Source organism: Psychromonas sp. (assembly GCF_047632995.1).
Taxonomy (GTDB): Bacteria; Pseudomonadota; Gammaproteobacteria; order Enterobacterales; family Psychromonadaceae; genus Psychromonas.
Window position 1 is genome coordinate 1 of record NZ_JBLIEK010000020.1, and the last position, 21,944, is coordinate 21,944.

Annotated in this window: 17 protein-coding genes; 10 read left to right on the plus strand and 7 right to left on the minus strand. The window is 42.2% G+C overall.

The window, feature by feature from the left end; translation table 11 throughout:
• Window positions 1-72 precede the first annotated feature (72 nt).
• Window positions 73-477, plus strand: a complete 405-nt coding sequence (locus tag ACJAT7_RS05470; RefSeq protein WP_415225794.1) for a CBS domain-containing protein — start codon at window positions 73-75, stop codon at window positions 475-477.
• A gap of 39 nt (window positions 478-516) precedes the next feature.
• Here the strand turns inward: ACJAT7_RS05470 and aat are convergent, their stop codons facing one another.
• Together aat and gltA are read right to left on the minus strand one after the other, a co-directional pair.
• Window positions 517-1,248, minus strand: coding sequence for a leucyl/phenylalanyl-tRNA--protein transferase (gene aat / locus ACJAT7_RS05475; protein WP_415225795.1), 732 nt, complete (start codon window positions 1,246-1,248; stop codon window positions 517-519).
• 80 nt (window positions 1,249-1,328) lie between these two features.
• Window positions 1,329-2,621 (minus strand): citrate synthase, encoded by a 1,293-nt coding sequence (gene gltA, locus ACJAT7_RS05480; RefSeq protein WP_415225796.1) that lies wholly within the window; start codon window positions 2,619-2,621, stop codon window positions 1,329-1,331.
• Between the two features lie 361 nt (window positions 2,622-2,982).
• Here gltA and sdhC point away from each other — a divergent pair, with 361 nt between their 5' ends.
• The 8 genes from sdhC to sucD all read left to right on the plus strand — a co-directional run bounded on the left by sdhC (window position 2,983) and on the right by sucD (window position 12,428).
• Window positions 2,983-3,357 (plus strand): succinate dehydrogenase, cytochrome b556 subunit, encoded by a 375-nt coding sequence (gene sdhC, locus ACJAT7_RS05485; protein ID WP_415225797.1) that lies wholly within the window; start codon window positions 2,983-2,985, stop codon window positions 3,355-3,357.
• On the plus strand, window positions 3,351-3,695 hold the full coding sequence (gene sdhD / locus ACJAT7_RS05490; protein WP_415225798.1) for a succinate dehydrogenase, hydrophobic membrane anchor protein: 345 nt from the start codon (window positions 3,351-3,353) through the stop codon (window positions 3,693-3,695). The genes sdhC and sdhD overlap by 7 nt, the downstream gene beginning before the upstream one ends.
• A gap of 1 nt (window position 3,696) precedes the next feature.
• The gene (gene sdhA / locus ACJAT7_RS05495; RefSeq protein WP_415225799.1) at window positions 3,697-5,463 is read left to right on the plus strand and encodes a succinate dehydrogenase flavoprotein subunit; all 1,767 of its coding nucleotides are present in this window, start codon (window positions 3,697-3,699) and stop codon (window positions 5,461-5,463) included.
• Window positions 5,464-5,477: 14 nt separating this feature from the next.
• On the plus strand, window positions 5,478-6,191 hold the full coding sequence (locus tag ACJAT7_RS05500; protein WP_415225800.1) for a succinate dehydrogenase iron-sulfur subunit: 714 nt from the start codon (window positions 5,478-5,480) through the stop codon (window positions 6,189-6,191).
• A 30-nt stretch (window positions 6,192-6,221) separates the two neighbouring features.
• Window positions 6,222-9,038, plus strand: a complete 2,817-nt coding sequence (locus ACJAT7_RS05505) for a 2-oxoglutarate dehydrogenase E1 component (protein ID WP_415225801.1) — start codon at window positions 6,222-6,224, stop codon at window positions 9,036-9,038.
• A 59-nt stretch (window positions 9,039-9,097) separates the two neighbouring features.
• Window positions 9,098-10,258 carry a 2-oxoglutarate dehydrogenase complex dihydrolipoyllysine-residue succinyltransferase gene (odhB, locus tag ACJAT7_RS05510; RefSeq protein ID WP_415225802.1) on the plus strand — a complete coding sequence of 387 codons (1,161 nt, stop codon included), beginning with the start codon at window positions 9,098-9,100 and terminating at the stop codon, window positions 10,256-10,258.
• Between the two features lie 128 nt (window positions 10,259-10,386).
• The gene (sucC, locus tag ACJAT7_RS05515; protein ID WP_415225803.1) at window positions 10,387-11,556 is read left to right on the plus strand and encodes an ADP-forming succinate--CoA ligase subunit beta; all 1,170 of its coding nucleotides are present in this window, start codon (window positions 10,387-10,389) and stop codon (window positions 11,554-11,556) included.
• Entirely contained in the window at window positions 11,556-12,428 is an 873-nt protein-coding gene (gene sucD, locus ACJAT7_RS05520) for a succinate--CoA ligase subunit alpha (protein WP_415225804.1), read from the plus strand. The genes sucC and sucD overlap by 1 nt, the downstream gene beginning before the upstream one ends.
• 66 nt (window positions 12,429-12,494) lie before the next feature.
• Here the strand turns inward: sucD and ACJAT7_RS05525 are convergent, their stop codons facing one another.
• The 5 genes from ACJAT7_RS05525 to mscK form a co-directional block, all read right to left on the minus strand.
• A complete protein-coding gene (locus ACJAT7_RS05525; RefSeq protein WP_415225805.1) occupies window positions 12,495-13,421 on the minus strand; it encodes a hypothetical protein in 927 nt (308 codons plus the stop codon).
• 77 nt (window positions 13,422-13,498) lie between these two features.
• Window positions 13,499-13,825: a DUF3622 domain-containing protein gene (locus ACJAT7_RS05530; protein ID WP_415225806.1), complete on the minus strand. Its 327-nt coding sequence runs from the start codon at window positions 13,823-13,825 to the stop codon at window positions 13,499-13,501.
• A gap of 169 nt (window positions 13,826-13,994) precedes the next feature.
• Entirely contained in the window at window positions 13,995-14,327 is a 333-nt protein-coding gene (locus ACJAT7_RS05535; RefSeq protein ID WP_415225807.1) for a VF530 family DNA-binding protein, read from the minus strand.
• 157 nt (window positions 14,328-14,484) lie between these two features.
• Window positions 14,485-17,391 (minus strand): diguanylate cyclase domain-containing protein, encoded by a 2,907-nt coding sequence (locus ACJAT7_RS05540; RefSeq protein ID WP_415225808.1) that lies wholly within the window; start codon window positions 17,389-17,391, stop codon window positions 14,485-14,487.
• A gap of 205 nt (window positions 17,392-17,596) precedes the next feature.
• Window positions 17,597-20,911 (minus strand): mechanosensitive channel MscK, encoded by a 3,315-nt coding sequence (gene mscK / locus ACJAT7_RS05545; protein WP_415225809.1) that lies wholly within the window; start codon window positions 20,909-20,911, stop codon window positions 17,597-17,599.
• Between the two features lie 277 nt (window positions 20,912-21,188).
• Between mscK and ACJAT7_RS05550 the strand changes: the two genes are divergently transcribed.
• Window positions 21,189-21,893 carry a DUF3581 domain-containing protein gene (locus ACJAT7_RS05550; RefSeq protein ID WP_415225810.1) on the plus strand — a complete coding sequence of 235 codons (705 nt, stop codon included), beginning with the start codon at window positions 21,189-21,191 and terminating at the stop codon, window positions 21,891-21,893.
• Window positions 21,894-21,944 lie beyond the last annotated feature (51 nt).

The window sequence follows — 21,944 nt, forward strand, 5'->3', positions numbered from 1 at the left end:
AAATTTGTTAAAAAAAATCGACAATCTGTTAAAAAAGAGTAAGCTTTTAGTAAAGTAAGGAGAGAGAACGATATGGATAATTTACAAGTTTCGCATTTTATAACGGGCAAAAGCTTCTTTTTCAAAAAAGAGATGACTATTGAAACTGCCGTTGAAAAACTACTCAAAAGTAAATATATTGGTGGCCCGGTAATTGATGAGGTCGGGCGTGTTATTGGCTGGCTTTCTGAGCAAGATTGTTTGGCAAAAATGATTGAAGCAAGTTATTACTGTGAATTAGCTGCAATGGTTGAAGATGTTATGGTTACAAGCTGTCTTGTGGTTAAGCCTGATATGAGTATTGTCGATTTAGCACAGCAGATGTTAAATTTAAAACCTAAAACATACCCAGTTATAGATGAGAACAATAGGTATATCGGTCTAATTACCCGTAAAGATGTACTGGCCGCAATGAGTAAACAATTAGAATCTTGTTAGTTGTTGGTCCTACAGATAATAGCTGATAAATGGCTAAAGCTAAGATGTTTTAGCCATTTTATCGTTGACCGAAATTTCCTGAGTATCCCAGCAACCTGTGCTGACATTTTGCGCCCTATATTTGACTAACTCAGTAATAAACTGCGAACGAGATACCTCCTCTACCCCCATGCTGCGCAGATGCGCTGTTTGCATTTGGCAGTCGATGAGTTTGCCCTGAAAGCGCTGTAGATGCTGGTTTAATACGATAAAAGCGATTTTGGAGCTGTTACTTACTTTACTGAACATTGACTCCCCGCAAAAAAGTGTTCCGATACAAACACCGTATAATCCGCCAACTAATTTTTGCTCTTGCCATACTTCAATCGAATGAGCAAAACCTTGCTGATGCAGTTTAATATATGCAGCAATCATTGTATCTGTTATCCAAGTCTCAGCTTGAGAGGCCCTTGGCGCGGCGCAGTTCGTTATCACCTCTGAGAATGCGCTGTTAACAGTGACGCTAAATTTTTGGCTTTTAAGTACTCTTTTCATGCTTGCGCTGATATGGCAAAACTCAGGTTTGATAGTGGCGCGTTTGCTCGGGCTCCACCATAAAATAGGATCGCCATCACTAAACCATGGAAAGATTCCATTCGCATAGCCATTTATTATACGTTGTGGATGAAGATCCCCGCCCATTGCCAACAGGCCATCGGGATTGTCTAATGCTTTGTTTATATCGGGGAAGAGTGTGTTGTTATCGCTCAGTTCAGGAAGGTAAATGGCCATCGTTAATCGCTTTTATAAGAGATAAAAAAAGCCAGTGTAAACACTGGCATATTTAATCTATAAAATGGTTTATTTACAGTTTAGTTACAACGATCATCAACATGTTCAAATTGCAGACCGACTTCGCCTGTATATAGCTGGCGAGGGCGACCAATGCGCTGCCCCGGTTGATCTAACATCTCTTTCCAATGTGATACCCAGCCAACGGTGCGGGCGATTGCAAAGATAACAGTAAACATTGAGCGTGGAATGCCCATTGCCTGTAATACGATACCTGAATAAAAATCAACGTTAGGATAAAGTTTCTTATCGATAAAGTACGGGTCTTCAAGGGCAATTCGTTCGAGCTCCATGGCCACATCAAGCAGCGGATCATCTATTTTGAGATCGTGTAATACTTCATGACATGTTTTGCGCATAACCGTTGCGCGCGGATCGTGATTTTTGTAGACACGATGGCCAAAGCCCATTAAACGGAACGGGTCATCTTTGTCTTTAGCCCTGTCAATATACTCAGGAATACGATCTACACTGCCAATCTCTTCCAGCATCACTAAACAAGCTTCATTTGCTCCGCCGTGAGCAGGCCCCCATAAAGAAGCGATTCCCGCAGCAATACAGGCAAATGGATTTGCACCTGATGAGCCCGCTAAACGCACTGTAGAGGTTGAAGCATTTTGTTCATGATCGGCATGCAGAATAAATATTTTGTCCATTGCTCGTTCCAGGACGGGATTTACTTTGTACTCTTCACAGGGTACCGCAAACATCATTTTCAAGAAGTTGCCCGCATAAGAAAGGCTGTTGTCTGGATAAACAAAAGGTTGGCCGTTGGAGTATTTATAACTCATTGCTGCCAGTGTCGGCATTTTTGAAATAAGGCGGTAAGCGGCAATCTCACGATGCTTCTCATTATTCACATCAAGTGAGTCATGATAGAAAGCGGATAATGCACCTACCACACCGACCATAATTGCCATCGGATGTGAATCGCGACGGAAACCAGAATAAAGTTTAGCCAACTGTTCGTGAATCATAGTGTGGTGCAATACAACTCTATGGAATTTATCAAATTCATCTTTATCTGGTAGTCGGCCGTTTAATAGTAAGTAACAGACTTCAAGGTAATCTGATTTTTCAGCAAGCTGAGCGATAGGGTAACCACGGTGTAGAAGAACTCCTTTTTCGCCATCAATAAACGTAATGGCTGATTCACACGAAGCGGTTGCAAGAAATCCTGGGTCGTAAGTAAAATAGCCTGCACTTCCTAAACTACTGATATCAATTACATCATTACCGGCTGTTCCTTTAAGGATTGGTAGTTCTATAGGTTCTCGGCCTGGTAAATGAAGTATTGCTGTTTGCTCCGACATTTGATCTTCTCCTGCTTTTTTAAAGATACGCGTGAATTTCACAGCCTGTATTTTTACAGGCTAATTTTGGCCTTGTCAATTTTAACCTACTTACTTTGAGATCTGAAAAATTGAGTCATTTAAATATGCATTAAAAGTAACCATAAATATTATCTAAGATATTGATAATAGCTTGTATTGACCGAATTTTTCAGGTTAATGTAAATCTGTAATATCTATCACAAAATTTCTTTTCCATTGCCACATATCGGCCAAAAACAGTATCAGTCAGTTACAAAACCTTAACATTGTGCTAACAATGCTATCTATGTTGTATCTATTAACTAACCCCTCCCTATTCGTTAATAAAAAGAGATAAATTGTGCGCAAAGAGAGACCTAAAAATCTAGACTTATCGACGCTTAAGTTCCCTATAACAGCAATCGCTTCAATATTGCATCGTCTATCAGGGGTCATTGTATTTATTGTATTAGCGCTGTTTCTAATACTGCTAAATTGTTCATTGAGTTCAGAGCAAGATTTCCTGACGGTCGCCAGTTATTTTGATCATCCACTGTTTGACTTTGTTATTTGGGGCGGGCTGACAGCACTTGCTTTCCATGCGGTTTTTGGTGTCCGTCATATGATCCAAGATCTGGGCTTTTGGGAAGAGATGGACAGCGCTGTGTTGAGCGCCAAATTTTCTTTTATATTAACAGCGGTATTATCTGTTTTAGCGGGGATTTTAGTATGGTAAAGGTTGCTGGTAGCTTAGGTAGAAGCGGTGTTCATGATTATCTATTATTACGTGCCAGTGCAGTTATACTGCTTGCATATATTATCTACTTGATAGGTTTTATCAGCTCAGCGGATATTTCCTATGCGCTGTGGCACGGATTTTTCTCGTTAATGTTAACAAAAGTGTTTACCTTGTTTGCACTGGTAGCGTTATTGGTGCATGCGTGGATAGGTATCTGGCAAGTGTTAACTGATTATGTGAAAAATACTTTATTACGCGGTTTTTTACAATTTTCATTAACGTCTGTTGCATTTATATATGTTATTTCTGGTTTTGTAATTTTGTGGGGTATTTAAGATGGCGCTTCCTATTCGAGAGTTTGATGCGATTGTAATTGGCGCTGGTGGCGCAGGCATGCGCGCGGCGCTCTCTATTTCCCAAGAGGGGAAAAGTTGCGCGCTGATAAGTAAAGTATTCCCAACCCGCTCGCATACCGTTTCAGCACAAGGCGGCATAACGGTTGCCCTTGGTAATGCGCATGAGGATGATTGGCAATGGCATATGTACGATACTGTGAAAGGTTCCGATTATATTGGTGATCAAGATGCCATTGAATATATGTGTAAAACCGGGCCGGAGGTAGTGCGAGAACTTGAAAATATGGGGCTGCCCTTTTCCCGTTTTGAAGATGGCAGTGTTTATCAGCGTCCGTTTGGCGGACAATCCAAAGCATTTGGCGGCGAGCAGGCATCGCGCACAGCCGCTGCTGCTGACCGCACCGGGCACGCATTATTGCACACCCTTTACCAGCAAAACATTAAGAACAAGACCACTATCTTTTCTGAATGGTATGCCCTGGATCTACTTAAAAACGATGATGGTGATGTCGTCGGTTGTACTGCCATTGAGATTGAAAGTGGTGAAGTCGCTGTTTTTAAAGCGCGCGCAACTGTACTGGCGACCGGCGGTGCTGGGCGGATTTATGCTTCGACTACCAATGCCCATATTAATACCGGTGATGGTATCGGTATGGCACTGCGTGCAGGTGTACCGGTGCAGGATATGGAGATGTGGCAGTTTCACCCCACGGGTATTGCTGGCGCAGGGGTATTAGTGACAGAAGGTTGCCGCGGTGAAGGGGGGTATCTGCTCAATAAAGATGGCGAACGTTTTATGGAGCGTTACGCGCCCAATGCAAAAGATTTAGCGGGGCGCGATGTCGTTGCGCGCTCTATTATGATTGAAATTCGCGAAGGGCGTGGCTGTGAAGGCCCTTGGGGCACACACGTTAAACTGAAATTAGATCATTTAGGTAAAGATGTTTTAGAGTCGCGACTACCGGGGATCTGTGAGCTGTCGCGTACCTTTGCCCATATTGATCCGGTTAAAGAGGCAATCCCAGTTATTCCAACCTGCCATTATATGATGGGCGGGGTGCCGACAACGGTCAATGGTCAGGTCTTAAAAGTCGATAAAAAGGGTAAAGATATTGAAGTGAAGGGATTGTTTGCTGTCGGGGAGATAGCCTGTGTCTCTGTGCATGGTGCAAACCGTTTGGGGGGCAACTCCCTGCTTGATTTAGTGGTCTTTGGCCGCGCCACGGGTAAGCACTTGGGGAAAGTATTAAATGAAGAAAGCAATATAAAAGAAGTAACACAGGAAAATATCGATGCGTCACTTGCGCGCTTTAATCGTTGGGAAAAGGGCAGCGGCACTGAGTGTCCTGTACAAATTCGTAAAGATCTACAAGAATGTATGCAGCACAACTTCTCTGTATTTAGAGAAGGAGATGCGATGGCTGAGGGGTTAGCTGAGTTAAAAGTACTGCGCGAGCGTCTGAAAAATGCAAAATTAGGTGATAAGAGCAGTGAATTTAATACCAATCGCATTGAATGCTTAGAGCTTGATAATCTCATGGAAACTGCATTTGCAACGGCAATGGCTGCCAATTTTAGAACTGAAAGCCGTGGCGCGCATAGCCGTTTCGATTATCCTGATCGTGATGATAAAAATTGGCTGCATCACTCTATTTTCAACCCGGAAACGATAAGTATGTGTAAACGTGATGTCAATATGGCCCCCGTGTTACGAGATGCTTTTCCGCCTAAAGCGCGTGTTTATTAAGAAGGTTATATATTATGAATGTTACATTTTCTGTTTATCGTTATAACCCGGATCTTGATAAAGCACCTTATATGCAAGATTTAATATTAGATCTACCGGAAGGCTCGGATCTAATGGTGTTAGATGCGTTGATTTTGTTAAAAGAGCAAGATCCGAGTTTGTCATTCCGTCGTTCCTGTCGGGAAGGTGTGTGTGGATCGGACGGGCTGAATATTAATGGTAAAAATGGACTTGCGTGCATCACACCGTTATCGGATTTGTTAGCAAAAGATAAAATAGTGCTTCGCCCACTACCTGGTTTGCCTGTGGTACGTGATCTGGTTATCGATATGACACAATTTTATACTCAGTATGAAAAAATAAAGCCATATTTAATTACTGATGATAGACATCCGCCCGCTGGTGAATTTAAACAATCCCCAATCGAACGCGAAAAACTGGACGGATTATACGAATGCATATTATGCGCATGTTGTTCAAGCTCATGTCCTTCATTTTGGTGGAACCCAGATAAGTTTATTGGGCCAGCCGGGTTGTTAGCGGCATACCGATTTCTTATCGATAGCCGAGATACAGCAACAGAAGAGCGCCTTGATAATTTAGATGATGCATTTAGTGTTTTTCGTTGCCATAGTATTATGAACTGTGTCAGTGTTTGCCCTAAGGGATTAAACCCGACCAAAGCAATTGGTAAAATTAAATCAATGTTATTACAACGTGCGATTTAATTATAACTAAAAGAATAATAAGGAATTTTCATGCCAACTAATGTTATGGAAACATGGTTAGCTTCATCACACCTTTCTGGGGCGAATTCTACTTATATTGAAGCGCTTTATGAGTCCTATTTAAAAGATCCTCTCGCTGTTGATGCTAATTGGCGCAACCTGTTTGATGGATTGCCGCAGGTTAGTGAACTACCAGAAGAAGCGCATTCGGTTATTCGCGCGCAGATGAAAGAGTCGGCTAAAAAACCAAAATGTTTTGCCCCGCCACAAGGCGCTATACACAATGATGCCAAACAAGTTCAAGTTTTACAGCTAATTGGTTCATATCGTAATCGTGGCCATGAAGTGGCGATGCTTGATCCGCTGGGATTAACTCAGCATGAGACGGTTAAAGATTTAGATCCTTTCTATCATGAGCTAGAAGGGGCGGATCTTGACGCAAGTTTTAATGTCGGCTCCTATGCCGCGAGCAATGAAACAATGATCTTACGCGATCTTGTCGCTTCTCTTAAACGTACTTATTGCGGCTCAATCGGCGCCGAATATATGCACATCACCAACACCGATGAAAAACGCTGGTTACAGAATCGCATCGAATCGTGTGAAAGTAACCCCTCCTTTAGTGATGAAGCAAAAAATCGTTTCTTGGAAGAGTTAACGGCAGCTGAAGGACTAGAGCGTTATCTCGGCGCTAAATTTCCGGGCGCGAAACGTTTCTCTTTAGAGGGGGGCGATACTTTTGTGCCTATGCTCAAAGAGTTAATTCGCCGTGCGGGTGAACAGGGCGCTCAAGAAGTTGTGTTGGGTATGGCCCATCGAGGTCGTCTTAATGTGTTAGTGAATGTACTAGGGAAAAAACCCAATACATTATTTGATGAATTTGCAGGTAAACATGGTCAGGTGAATGGTTCAAGTGATGTTAAATATCACCAGGGCTTTAGCAGCGATTTTAAAACACCGAAAGGCAATGTTCACATTTCACTGGCATTTAATCCCTCCCATTTAGAGATAGTAAACCCGGTTGTATTAGGCTCGGTACGTGCACGTCAAGAACGGCTGCAGAGCATTGGTGAAAGCGTCTTACCCATTACCATACATGGCGATTCTGCCATTGCAGGGCAGGGAATTGTGCAGGAGACATTCAATATGTCGCAAGCACGCGCGTTTAAAGTAAGTGGCACTATCCGCATTGTAATTAATAACCAAATTGGTTTTACCACATCAAATCGAGAAGATACCCGTTCCACGCGTTACTGTACGGATATTGCAAAAATGGTACAGGCACCGATCCTTCATGTTAATGCGGACGATACTGAAGCGGTTATTTTAGCAACGCAGATAGCCCTTGATTTCCGCAATACTTTTAAGCGCGATGTGGTTATCGATTTGGTTTGTTATCGTCGCCATGGTCACAATGAGGCCGATGAACCCAGTGCAACCCAGCCCTTAATGTATCAAAAAATCAAAAAACATCCGACACCGCGTGAAATTTACGTAGCGCAGCTTGAAAGTGAAGGTGTGATAACAAAAGACTATGGCAAACAGCTGGTGGAAGAGTATCGGGAAGCACTTGATAACGGTGAGTGCGTGGTTAAAGAGTGGCAGGCGATGCAGAGCCATTCTATAGATTGGTCTCCCTACCTTAGACAAAACTGGTACGCACCCTATGAATCACACTTCCCTAAAGCACGTCTTGTTGAATTAGCTGAGTCGATCAGCCAATATCCGGCTGAACAGCTGCACCATCCTCGTGTCAGAAAAATTTATGCGGATCGGCAGGCAATGGCCCGAGGTGAAAAACTTTGTGATTGGGGGTTTGCTGAAAATTTAGCTTATGCAACCCTGCTTGACTGCAAATATAATATTCGTCTGGTAGGACAAGATTCGGCGCGCGGTACTTTCTTCCACCGTCATGCTGTATTGCACGAACAAAACGAGGGTGAACGCTATATTCCGCTTAAAAACATCTCTGATCAACAAGGTCATTTTGATGTTTATGATTCGGTTTTATCTGAAGCGGCCGTTTTAGCATTTGAGTATGGTTATTCAACTGGCGCACCCAAAGGCTTATGTATTTGGGAAGCACAATTTGGTGATTTTGCTAATGGCGCGCAGGTGGTCTTTGATCAGTTTTTATCTTCGGGTGAACAGAAATGGGGACGCCTGTGTGGCTTGACCGTATTGTTGCCTCATGGCTATGAGGGGCAGGGGCCAGAGCATTCATCTGCGCGATTAGAACGTTATTTACAGCTTTGTGCAGAGCATAATATGCAGGTGTGCATACCCTCTACCCCCGCACAGGTGTATCATATGCTGCGTCGTCAAGTGGTTCGTTCTATGCGCCGGCCATTAATTGTGATGTCACCTAAATCACTGCTCAGACACCCTTTAGCGGTTTCAAATCTAGATGAGCTTGCATCCGGCACATTCCAAAATGCAATCGCTGAAATTGATTCCTTAGATCTGCAAGCGGTGGATCGCGTGGTGCTATGCAGCGGTAAAGTTTATTATGAGTTATTAGAAAAACGGCGCAGTCAGGAACTCAACAATGTTGCTATTATCCGTATAGAACAGCTCTATCCATTCCCATCCGATGAAGTGAATAAGATTTTTATCGATTACGCGCATGTTAAAGATTTTGTTTGGTGCCAGGAAGAACCGCAAAACCAAGGTGCATGGTATTGTAGTCAACATCATTTTCGAGGTGTATTGCCCGAGGATGCAAAATTATATTATGCTGGCCGGGAAGCCTCTGCATCGACAGCTGTCGGTTATATGTCGTTACATTTAAAGCAGCAGAAACAATTAGTCAATGAAGCACTCGCTTTTGCAGAGCCGGAATTATAAAAAAGAATCTAAAAAACCTTATTTTAATTTTAAAAATTTTACAGTAGGAAGCATTAATTATGATTGATATATTAGTTCCAGATCTTCCCGAGTCAGTGGCGGATGCCACCGTTGCAGTATGGCATAAACAAGCAGGTGACTTTGTCGAACGCGATCAGGTACTTGTTGAAATTGAGACTGATAAAGTAGTTTTAGAAGTGTCAGCAATGGCATCCGGTACGCTGCAGGAGATTATTGAAGATCAAGGGGCAACGGTACTTTCTAAGCAATTAATAGGTAAATTAGAAGAGGGACCTGCCCCTGAAAAAACGTCCGAAACAGAAGTTCCAGCAGCAGTTAGCGTGGCTGATGCAAGCCCTTCAGTACGCCGTTTAATGCTTGAAGAGGGCATTGATGCCAATGCTATAAAAGGCTCGGGTAAAGGCGGCGTAATTACCCGTGCTGATGTTGAAAATCATCGTGAAACGAAGAATAAAGATGAGACCGCCCCGCAAGTTGATATTGTTGCCGCAGTTATTGCGCGTAGTGATAAACGCGTACCTATGACGCGTCTGCGTAAACGTGTTGCTGAACGGTTATTGGAAGCGAAAAACTCAACGGCAATGCTGACCACTTTTAACGAAGTGAATATGAAAGCAATTATGGATCTTCGTAAACAATATCAGGATCTGTTTGAGAAAAAACACGGTATTCGTTTAGGCTTTATGTCATTTTATATTAAAGCGGTAACAGAAGCGCTGAAACGCTACCCTGAAGTAAATGCCGCGATAGATGGTGATGATATTGTCTACCATAACTTTTTCGATATCAGCATTGCAGTTTCAACACCGCGCGGTTTAGTGACCCCCGTATTGCGCGATACAGATACACTCAATGTTGCGGAAATTGAAAAGGCGGTTAAAGCGCTGGCCGTCAAAGGGCGAGATGGAAAATTAACCGTTGATGAAATGATTGGCGGCAACTTCACTATCACCAATGGTGGCGTATTTGGTTCATTACTTTCAACCCCTATTATCAATCCGCCACAATCCGCTATTTTAGGGATGCATAAAATTCAAGACAGGCCAATGGCTGTTGATGGCAAAGTTGAAATTTTACCTATGATGTATTTAGCACTCTCTTACGATCATCGTTTAGTGGATGGCAAAGAATCGGTGAGCTTTTTAGTTACGATTAAAGAATTACTTGAAGATCCAGCACGCCTTCTTTTGGATATTTAAACGTTTGCTGTTTATTCAACCCAAATGGCTGTATTAACAACAGCCTAGATAGAAATGTACGCTTGCTTCGACAATCGCGACCTATATAATAAGGTCATTAGTTTAACCAAACATAATGGAAATGAATCATGAATTTGCATGAATATCAGGCAAAGCAGTTGTTCACCGCATACGGTATTCCTGTTCCTAAAGGAATTGCATGTGACACTGCAGAGGAAGCTGTCAACGCGGCATCTCAGTTAGGTGGTAATAAATGGATCGTTAAATGTCAGGTGCATGCGGGTGGCCGTGGTAAAGCGGGTGGTGTTGAACTGGTTAAATCCAAAGAACTGATTCGCAATTTTGCGCATAAGTGGTTAGGTCAAAAACTAGTTACTATTCAAACAGATTCCCATGGGCAGCCGGTCAATAAAATATTAGTCGAGCGCTGTTCAGATATTGCTAATGAGCTCTATTTAGGTGCGGTTGTTGATCGTGCATCACAACGTGTCGTGTTTATGGCCTCAACCGAAGGTGGCGTTGAAATTGAGCAGGTGGCGACAGAAACACCCGAGCTTATCCATAAAGTAATGATTGATCCGCTGGTTGGCGCGCAACCCTATCAGGGCCGTGAGCTTGCATTTAAACTTGCTTTACAAGGTAAACAGATTAAACAGTTCACTGATATCTTTTTAGCCCTGGCGAAAATGTTCAACGATAAAGATCTCGCGTTATTAGAAATTAATCCGTTAGTGATAACCGCTGATAATAATCTGATTTGCCTTGATGGTAAAATAAATATTGATGCAAATGCACTGTACCGTCAAAAAGCATTACGTGAAATGCATGATCTTTCACAAGAAGATGAACGTGAAGTACATGCAGCGCACTGGGAGCTTAACTATGTGGCGCTTGATGGCAATATAGGCTGTATGGTTAACGGTGCAGGATTGGCAATGGGTACTATGGATATAGTGCAGTTAAAGGGGGGGGAACCGGCTAACTTTCTTGATGTTGGCGGCGGTGCAACCAAAGAGCGTGTAACGGAAGCATTCAAAATAATCCTTTCAGATGAAAAAGTTAAAGCCGTTCTGATTAATATATTTGGTGGTATTGTACGTTGCGATCTTATTGCTGATGGTGTGATTGGCGCCGTTGAAGAGGTTGGTGTATCTGTTCCTGTTATCGTTCGTTTAGAAGGTAATAATGCGCTGCTCGGACGTCAAAAACTGGCGGATTCAGGACTAAATATTATTGCGGCAACTTCGCTTAACGATGCTGCAGAACAAGCCGTTAAAGCTGTAGGAGCGGGTAAATAATGAGTATTTTAATTAATAAAGAGACAAAAGTAATTTGTCAGGGATTTACCGGTGGTCAGGGTACTTTCCATAGTGAACAATCGATTGATTACGGAACAAAAATGGTCGGTGGGGTATCGCCGGGTAAAGGAGGACAAATCCATCTGGGTTTACCTGTTTTTAATACAGTGCGGGAAGCGGTTGAAAAAACAGGGGCAACGGCAAGTGTGATTTATGTGCCTGCACCGTTTTGTAAAGATGCGATTTTAGAAGCGATTGATGCGGGTATTAAATTAATTGTTACTATCACTGAGGGCATTCCAACGCTGGATATGCTTGAATTAAAAATAAAATTAGATCAGTCTGATGTTGTAATGATTGGGCCTAACTGCCCGGGAATTATTACGCCTGATGAATGTAAGATTGGTATTATGCCCGGTCATATTCATCAAAAAGGTAAAGTAGGTATTGTTTCTCGCTCTGGCACGCTAACCTATGAAGCTGTAAAACAGACTACAGATGAAGGTTTTGGCCAGTCTACCTGTGTGGGTATTGGTGGCGATCCAATTCCTGGAACAAGCTTTATTGATATTTTGACACTTTTCCAAGCGGATCCCGAAACAGAAGCAATTGTTATGATTGGTGAAATTGGTGGTACGGCGGAAGAGGAAGCTGCTGCATTTATTAAAGCGAATGTCACTAAACCCGTTGTTTCCTACATTGCCGGTGTAACCGCGCCTGCAGGTAAGCGTATGGGGCATGCTGGCGCTATTATTGCTGGCGGTAAGGGGACGGCTGAAGATAAATTTAAAGCGCTTGAAGATGCAGGTGTAAAAACGACTAAATCACTGGCTGAAATCGGTCAAGCGTTACGTGAAGTCACGGGTTGGTAATAACGGCTAATTAAACAGTGCTTACTAAAGGCCTCGTTATTTAACGGGGTCTTTTTATTTATAATGTTAAATATTTTTAAATAACACTTCTAGACGCAGTGTAATCATCAACTCTTGTTCACGCAGTGTATCCGCTTCTTTATTCCAGTTTATCTCTGGGATAATCTCATAAAAAAACCATTTCCTTAAAATATTGTGGCGGTAGGTAACAGAAATATTTGAATTGTTAATATAGTGATAAGGGTTGTTCCTACCTGTAATACTGGTTTGGTAGCTGATCGCCTGTGTTGGAGAAATAAATTGATATAAGGTAAAGCCAGAGCCTGTTTCAAAACCATGAAGATCAGTTTCAAATTTTAAAAAATTAGCCCAGCGAAATAAAAATATTGGATTGATTGAATAATCAATATCCAGATACGTTATCTCACCTGTTACATTTTTCCTTTGGTAGAGTTTTTGTGTAAAACGTCCTATGGTTTTTTCTGAGAAGGGGTAAGTGTAACGATAACGAGCCTCAATGCCGGGTCTTAATGTTGCTTTTAGATTAAAACTGCTGCGGCCTTTGCTATACAGGTCATAACGTAAACCGAAAGTGCTCTGTGTCTGTTCACTCTCTTTTGATAACATTCCGATCCGCTGATCTTCTTCCTCGGATTCAAAAACAAGTTTTAACTTGCGCGTGAAGTTGGGTAGGTAGAGACGTACCGTTAATCCGCTTTTATATACAAACCCTCGTTTTTCAACCATGGAAAAATCATTGTACCAACGTAGCATACTGCCGGCATGACCATATTCTCGGCTTTGCTCATCCATAAAAAAACTATCGAACCAAACTGCGGGCTGACAAAATTTAGTGTTTAGATAATGGTAGCCTGTATCTACAAATCCATCTTCCGCGCTCTGACTGGAGCAGATATATTGTTCTGCAAAGAGCAGAGAGGGGGTGATTGATAAAAATAGACAGCTGAGACGTAATTTAGATAAGTGACCCATCACTTTTTCTCTAAATGTAGCAGGCTGGATTAATAACCTGCTAATGAATGACATACCCGAGCGGTTCGGGTATAAATTTATTCTTCTATATCATCTTCTTCAAATGCTGCTAAACGTTTTTCTTCATATAAAGCGCTCGCTGCTTGTTTCTCCGCTTCTGCTTTTGCGGCTAATTCATTACGAACAGCACGTTTTTCAGATTTACGTTTGTTACCTGCTTGCAGGTTTTCGAGGTAGCCAACTAACGTCTCTTTTGCCCATTGTTCTGCTAGCTCTTGCGTTTCAAACCCTTTTTTTTGTTTTGAAACGCTGGTTCTACGAGCCGTTACTCGACGAATGATTTCAGCACCCCATTTATCGCCATCTTGTTTAATGCTGTAATCAAATTTGTTTTCTTGTGCCATTGTTGTAATTTCCTAATGCTTAATTAATTATTTTTCTGCTTATTTGATAATAGAGATATTTTTTATCCTTCAGAAAAATAAACAGTACCGTTCAATTTTAGCATGAAAGGTAATTTATCCTCACTTTTAATTATCAGCTTTAGCAATGTCAGTTTCTAGCTAGCCCAAGCTATTCTTCTTCTTTGAGTGTAGGCCAAATAAACGCGTCTGACTTGGCAGTGGGAGTTTCAGATAATGCTCTCTTTTGGGCGATAAGACCTCTTATCCGTTGCCCGGTCGCTTCATTTTCACTGGAAAAAGTTTTCAGATATAAAATTTCTACTTTATTACGGGCCCAAGGGGTTGTGCGAAGAAATTTTAAACTTGATTTAAGACGTGGTTTATCGGTAAAACAGCGAATATTAAGTAACTCTCCCATCTTCTGCCAGCCTAATTTTTTTTCCAGTTCAATTAAGATCTGTTCAAGTTTCACGCCATGCAGCGGATCGTTGCCGTTATTCATTATTCCACCCAAAATACAAAAACTGTATTGTAACAAGTTTACAAGCAACTTATGTTTAAATTTTAAGGGGATTCTGAGGAGGTTAAGATAATCTGTGGGGCCATTATTTAATCTCTTGACGTCAAGGCTGCGTCATTCTCATCAATTTTTCTACAATTCAATCATTATTTTTCTCATTTTGCATAGCAAAAGAGTAAAGCCTCACGCTATCGCGTCCGCTCTCTTTCGCGCGATACATGGCAATATCGGCATTTTTCATCAGCTGCATTTCATCCCCGCCGTGTTGCGGGAAAATCGCCACGCCTATGCTTGATGAGATATTCAGAGCCTGCTTCGCTAGGGAGAATGATTGATTGAGCGCTGTGCGGATTTTTTCTGCAACGTCGATAGCGTCCTGCTCAGATTTAATGTTGGGGAGCAACACCACAAATTCATCACCACCGATGCGGCCGACAGTATCAGATTCACGCAAACTGTGCTGTATTCGCTTGGCCACCTCTTGTAAAAGACAATCTCCCATATGATGGCCAAATTGATCGTTGATCGGTTTAAATTTATCAAGGTCGATGAACATCACAGCAAGCAGTACGGATGCCCGCTTGGCGGCGGCAAATGCCAAGTTTAGACGATCGCTAAACAATGCTCGGTTAGGTAAGCCCGTAAGTAGATCGTAATGTGCCATGTGCTGCACAAGTTGCTCGTTATGTTTGCGTTCGGTGATATCTGTATAGGTGCCAATAATACGTAGAGGGGTTGCGTTAGTATCGCGGCTAACCACCATGCCTCTGTCCAGAATCCATTTCCAGCCGCCATCCTTACATTTAACGCGATACTCGCTGACGTAAGTAGTTGTCTTGCCATCCAGATAGTCGTGTAATACGGCCATGGTTTTTGCTTTATCTTCAGGATGTATACGTTTCTGCCATTCACTTACGCTGTCACCAACCTCTTCGTTTGTAAAACCGAGCATCTCTTTCCAGCGTTTTGAGAAAAATACGCTGCTGTGTGCAATATCCCAATCCCATACGCCGTCACCGGCCCCCTCTAATGCAAATTTCCAGCGATATTCGCTTTCGCGCATCGCTTCTTCCATCTCTATCCTGTCGGTGATATCCGTCCGCATGGCGATATAATTCTCAGGTTTGCCAGCGCCATCGAGGTAAGGGACTATGGTGGTTGTCTCCCAATAGAATTTACCGTTCTTGGCGCGGTTGCAGACTTCGCCTTTCCATACTTGACCAGACTGGATAGTTTTATATATATCCCTGAAGAACTGCTCCGAGTGCACGCCTGAATTCACTATGTTATGGTTCTTTCCGAGCAGTTCCTGTTCCTCATAACCGCTTATCTCACAGAATTTTTTATTAGCATAAGTGATAGTGCCATGGAGATCCGTCACAGTAACATCGGCGAGCTGATCCAGAATAAATTTTTGGTATTGTAGATCATCAAGCGCTTTCACTGCGGTTTCTTGGCTTGACTCCAACTCGTGGGTTCTCTCTTCAACCTGATTTTTTACGCGGGCAGTATAACCTGTGCCGATCAGCAGCAGTGATCCCAATAAGCTGGTACCTATCATGCCAATAGCCAGCACTCCCCAGCTTTGCCAGCCATTATGTTGCTTAAAATAAGCGGGCGTTGGCGTGGTTTCCAAGCGGTAATGGCGCGAACCAAAGTTGAATGTTTTTGTGTAAAATACCGGCGCGCTTTGCGATTCAAAGTTGTCGTAAAGTGCGCTCTGAGCATCGAGGTCGTACAATCGGGTATAGATAAGAGGCTGTAATTCAGGCAGCAGTTTATTGATAAAATCGCTCATGCGCAGCACTGAGTTGACCACCTCATATTCATTATAATGAGGGTCAATGGCTAGAATTAATAACACGCCAACCTGATTCTGGCTATCTTGCACCAGTGTTATCGGTGCCGATATAGCGACCTTGGTCGTTTCTTTGGTTTTGTTGATCGCTTCCTGACGTAGCTGATTTGAGGCAAGATCAAATCCCATGGCTACTTCATTGCCAGCCAATGGCTCTAAGTAGGTCACTGGATAATAAAAATTGTGCGCTGCGGCGGGTTGTAATTGTCCGCTCTTGTCACGCTCACGGATTGTAAAACGGGGGAAATCTTTGCGCTGTGCTATCTCAAACGCGCTGCGCTGCTCGCCACTGATTCTTGGTGCCCAGGATAAAGCCTGAATCATAGGGAATCGTTGCAGTGATTTTTTTACGAAACGTTGAAATTCAGCCCGCGACGGTTTGCTATTGTCATCATGAAGAAAATATCCGGCCATTTGTTCGAGCAAGGATTCTTGTTCATCTAACTTACTTTGCAGCTGAATGCTGGTTTGTAGCGAGTATTGCCGGAAATCTGCAAGCGATTGTGAGTATTCAAACTGGTTTACCTTGATAAACGCGGCGATGAAAAACAGAAAAATAGCCAGCATAGGAATCGCTACAGTGGTCCTGCGACTTCGCCATAACTCTTTTGGACTGCCAAAAAAGGTCATAATCAATGGCAGCATTACCATTAGACCCAAGGTATCGCCTACCCACCAGGAAGCCCAGTTTGATATAAAGCTATCTGGTTTAATAATATCAAGAGTCAATAAGGCGGAAACCGAAATAGTGGCGCTGATCAAGCAAATGAGGGGGGATAGCAGTAGAAAACGCAGGATATCTCGATGATTATCCAAGGCGCAGGGGTAACCTATTACCTTACGGAGTAGCCTTCCCCCTGCTGCTGCCTGTAGTAGTGAGGCGATTGCAATAATGATGCCTATAACCAGCCCCTGTGTATTGATGGTCTGGGTGGCGGAGTAGCTTATCCATAAATTAAGTGATAATGAGCCAAGTAAAATCCACAGGAACGTTTTCCTGCCGGCAATTAATGCAGCGGCAATTGCAATCCCCGCAGGCGGAAATATCGGTGATGCATATCCAGGGGGAAGCGCCAGCATTAAGCTGAGTTTACCGCTAATTAGATAGACGATTGCAAGTAGTAGACCTGTCTTTACACTCAGTGAAAATATCGGTTTGCTTTCGCGATTAATGTATTGAGATAACAATATTTTTTTGCCCTGTCATTAGTGAGTCACAGAAAAAGATAAGGCATGAAAAATTGTGACTGCCTATAGGCTTAGATTAATTCTGACGCGCTAGACTAATCTTTTTATAATCAAGATATTCTATAAATATTTTAAAATTTTTTCTTTGAGTTAGCTCTTAAATTGCTTATCTCGCAAATAGCGCTAACCCATCAGTATCTATCGTTTAAGAATCAGCCAGTGCAGACTTCGAAAGATTGACGGGCTTTTCTGTTTGATCTGCCTGATTTTTAATGTGAATATCGATCTGATTAAATGCTATCTCAATACCATTTTCTTTAAACAGGGTATCTATTCTTCGATTCAATGCATCTATAGTTGGATTACGATTATCTAAATCATTCACAAAACAACGTAATTCATGGTTAAGCGTGCTGTCGCCAAATGTAAGAAAGTAAACAATCGGTTCAGGATCCTTCAATACCAGAGTGTTTTCATCTGCCGCTTGTTCAAGCAAGGTACGCGTTAGTTGTAGATCTGAACCATAGGCGACGCCAACATTTATTATCACTCGCGTTATCGTGTCACTCAAAGACCAGTTGATAAGGCGCTCGGTAACCAATTCTTTATTTGGGATAATGACTTCTTTACGATCAAAATCCAGCATAGTGGTTGCTCTTATCCGTATCTTGGAAACGGTACCGGTAAAAGATCCTATGGTCAGTGTATCGCCAATTCTTACCGGTCTTTCAAATAAAATGATAATGCCGGAAACAAAATTACCAACAATTTCTTGTAAACCAAAACCGATCCCAACCGTTAATGCAGCAGCAAGCCACTGTAACTTGTCCCACTGCAGGCCGAGCAGAGACAAAGCAACCATTACCCCTACACCGAGCAGCACATAATTCAACATGGTAGTGATAGTGTAGGCGGTGCCTCTTTCCAGGCTCAACTTAGAGAGAATCAATACTTCGAGTAAACCGGGCAGGTTACGTGATAAGAGGATGGCGCCACTTAGAATAAATAGAGCGGTGAGAATATCACCAAGACTAATCGGATAAAGTATGGCATTAATACCGATACCCTCGCTCTTATGCCAAAGCACTACGCCATCTAAGTAGGAAAAAATAGCCACGAGATCTGACCAGAGAAGGTAAAATGCAACCCCAAAAATCATCAGTAATAACACTTTGGTCAGGCGTAATGACTGTTGGCTAACCGCTTCCAACGCCATCGGCTCTTCTTCAATGGAGTCAACCCCTTCGATATTTTCCTGTAATTTGTGTTCCCGTTTCGCAGTGGCTCGGCGATAGGCCAGACGGCGTGCGGCCAGTTCCAATCCCCGCAGAGCAGTGCGATAAACTAAGGTCCAAATTATAATCAGATAAAAGGACTCGATTAGGCGGCCTGTTAATTTTAAAGCCGTATAGTAATAACCCAATACCAGTAACACGATCAGCACAGTTGGCGCGATCACAAGGACAACATCTGTGAATATGTGCGGCATTCTCTTTTTATCTTTATTTTGGATACTTTTTTTGCATAAAGGGAAGGCGATATAGACAATCAGGCTGAGCAATAGCAAGGTCGCTGTCTGACCGATAACATCATTGCTAAGGCTGGAGGGGGCCACCTGTGCTTTAGTTGATAAAAGGATAAGCAGCATCATAGGTATCAATAAATAGCGCATATTCCTAAATTTTTCTTGCAGTTCCCCACGCGGAATTTGGAAGTGAGTGTCGGCCACTCCGCCTATTTTCATGACTGAAAGATAGGTGCTGACCATTAAATAACCAATAGAAAGATTCAGGCTGACTTGGGAAATGAATTTCGCCGTTAATAAGTCGCTATCGACCAATAAAAAACCGGCTGCAAGAATAAACATGCTGACGGGCAGATGTTGCAGTATCGCCAACAGAACGGCCCTTGGTGTGTGCCATTGGCTATCTAAGCGGAAACGGCCCAGATCATTCGTTATTTTATCTAGCTGTGCAACTATTAAGGGCCGCTTCCAGATCAGTACAATAGCACCAAGCAGTAGAAAAAACAGTCGAAAGGCAGTTGCAACTGAGAACTCTTTCCAGCCTTGCCAGTTAAAGTTTTCAAGCCAATTCGTGGTTTGTTTTAAAACATTCGCGGGCCAAGTAATAAACCAATTACTATCAATTGGCTTATTACTGCTAACCCAGAAAATATGTTGCTCCAAAATGAGTTCGATAACCGCATAAATCTCTTTCAATTGCTGCTGCATTAATTGCATGTCGATAGAGGTGGTTAGCTGGGTATCGAGCTGGCGGATAAGCTGATCCAGCAGGCGAATACGCGCATCAAGCAGTTTTGACAGGATCTCTTTTTCCTGTTTGCTGACCGGCTCATCGACACTCGCTAGCAAATTTTCCATATATTTATCCATATGGAACAGTTGATTTCGTTGCTGGTTTATCTCAAATCGAAGCAAATTCAGTTCAACGATATTATCGTCGAGGTTTTTGACTACTGTTTTAGGTAGCGATTCCAGCTGCTGATAAAAATAGTAAAGAATGCGTGATAGAAGCAGATCGTCAGTAATTCTTTTTACCTGCTCATTGATATTGCGCTCTGTTTGGATACCACGATCCAGCGCATTCTTAACTTGAAGATTTTTTTTAACCAGTGAATTAAGGGCAATTGTCGCATCCATCAGCTGACGGGCGATTTGATCATTCGCTTTCTGCTCTTTTTTAATCAGGGGGTTGCTATCGGAATTAAGAAGTTGATCATCTTGTTTGGCGGTTTTCTCGATATTAGCCAGTCGTATCGCACTGACTTTTGCTTGTAGCAGTTTAAGTTTTAGCTCTTCATCAGCGAGCAGGGCATCTTTATATTCACGCTGTTTAATAACTAAAGCTTGGATGTCGATACGATGATAGAGCTGCGTTTTTATCTGAGTTATTTGCAGCTCTTGTAGTAATAACTGTGCATTTAACTTACCGGTTTCAGCGCTGCTGAGATCCTGACTTGAATTAAGACGAGTACGTATACTAAGAGTTTGCTGATATAAATCACTCAGGCTGTTTTGAGTACGTTCCGGCAATGTTTGTAAGTTTGTTAATTGACTATTTATTACGCCAAGTTCTTCATGAATGGCTTGCATGGTCGTCATGATTTTTTTTTCGCGGATATCCAATTGATCAAGCGTCAGGTTTTCGAGTTCTTGATTAAGCCGTATTGCTCCCTTAACTTGTTTTAATGCTGCCAGTTTACTCTCAATGCTCTCCAGTTCAGTCGGTAATGATTTGATAAGTAAGGATTGCTGTTCAGCCTTGACCTGTTCTTCTTCTATATTATCTAATAAAATTAGGGTCTCAGATAAAAAGTCTTGATCCGCTTTTTGGCTAACTGTCAGCGTATCGGGATCTCCCATACTATCCAATTTTGTTTGTACATCATCCCGTTGTGGTATAACTTGCGCAACGGCTTGCGAAATATAGAGCGTTAAAACTATAAATAGACAAGGCAGGAAAGCCGTAAAAGTAGTGGTCAGGCGTGTTGATAGCATAACGCTTCCATGTTAGTAAACTCTAAATTATTAGTTTACATCAGTTTGAAAGTAAACAAAGTTTTAGTCGATAGATAGGCAAATAAATTAGTTATTTACAACCATTTTATCACTATATTGGCCACTCACATTTTATATGTTTTATTATAAACGTTTTATTTTTGTTATTTATTTTACAAAATAACGGTTAATCGGAAAAAAGAGGCAAGTAAAAATGTCTTTTTGTGTTATTTTCCTGTTATTTGAGTTTTACTCATCCCTATTTAAGAGAACCTTGATGTTATTAGAATCTTATTACACAAAGAGTGGCGATCTAGTGCGTATCTCAGCACAACAGGCAAGCACCTTTGCAAAGCAACAATGTCACGATTTCAACCCTATCCATGATCCTGATAATAAGCGTTTTTGCGTACCGGGTGATTTACTGTTTTCACTGGCTTTAACTGTATATGGGGTAAGTGAATCCATGAGCTTTACTTTTACCAATATGGTGGGCGATAGCATGGGGTTAGTTTTTCCGGAGGCTGATGGGGATAAGATTGTTATTACTAACGAGTTGGGTAAAAGTGTGTTAGAGATTGATAAGAAGGGCAGCACTTGCCATGATCCCGCTTTAATCGAGTCGTTAATCAAAAACTATGTGCTTTTTTCAGGGCAAAATTTCCCGACATTGTTGATGCCGTTGATGAAAAAACATAATGTGATGTTTAATCCAGCCCGTCCGCTCGTTATGTATAACAGCATGAGCTTTGAATTTGATAGCTTAGTGCTTAACAATCCGCTACATGTGGAATTAGCTGATTCCTACTTTGAAGTGGAACCGAAACGCGCTCATAATTTTCTTCATTTTAATATTTTTGATGGCCAGAAAGTGATTGGCCGGGGCGTTAAAAAAATGATTGTTGCAGGGTTAAAGCCTTACGAACACGACGTTATTAGCGCTTTTTCTGATGCCTATGAATTGCGTCGTTCAGCGTTTTAATATTCCTGATCGATAGCTCCTTTGTATGCAACTCAACTGGTTTAGCCTGCC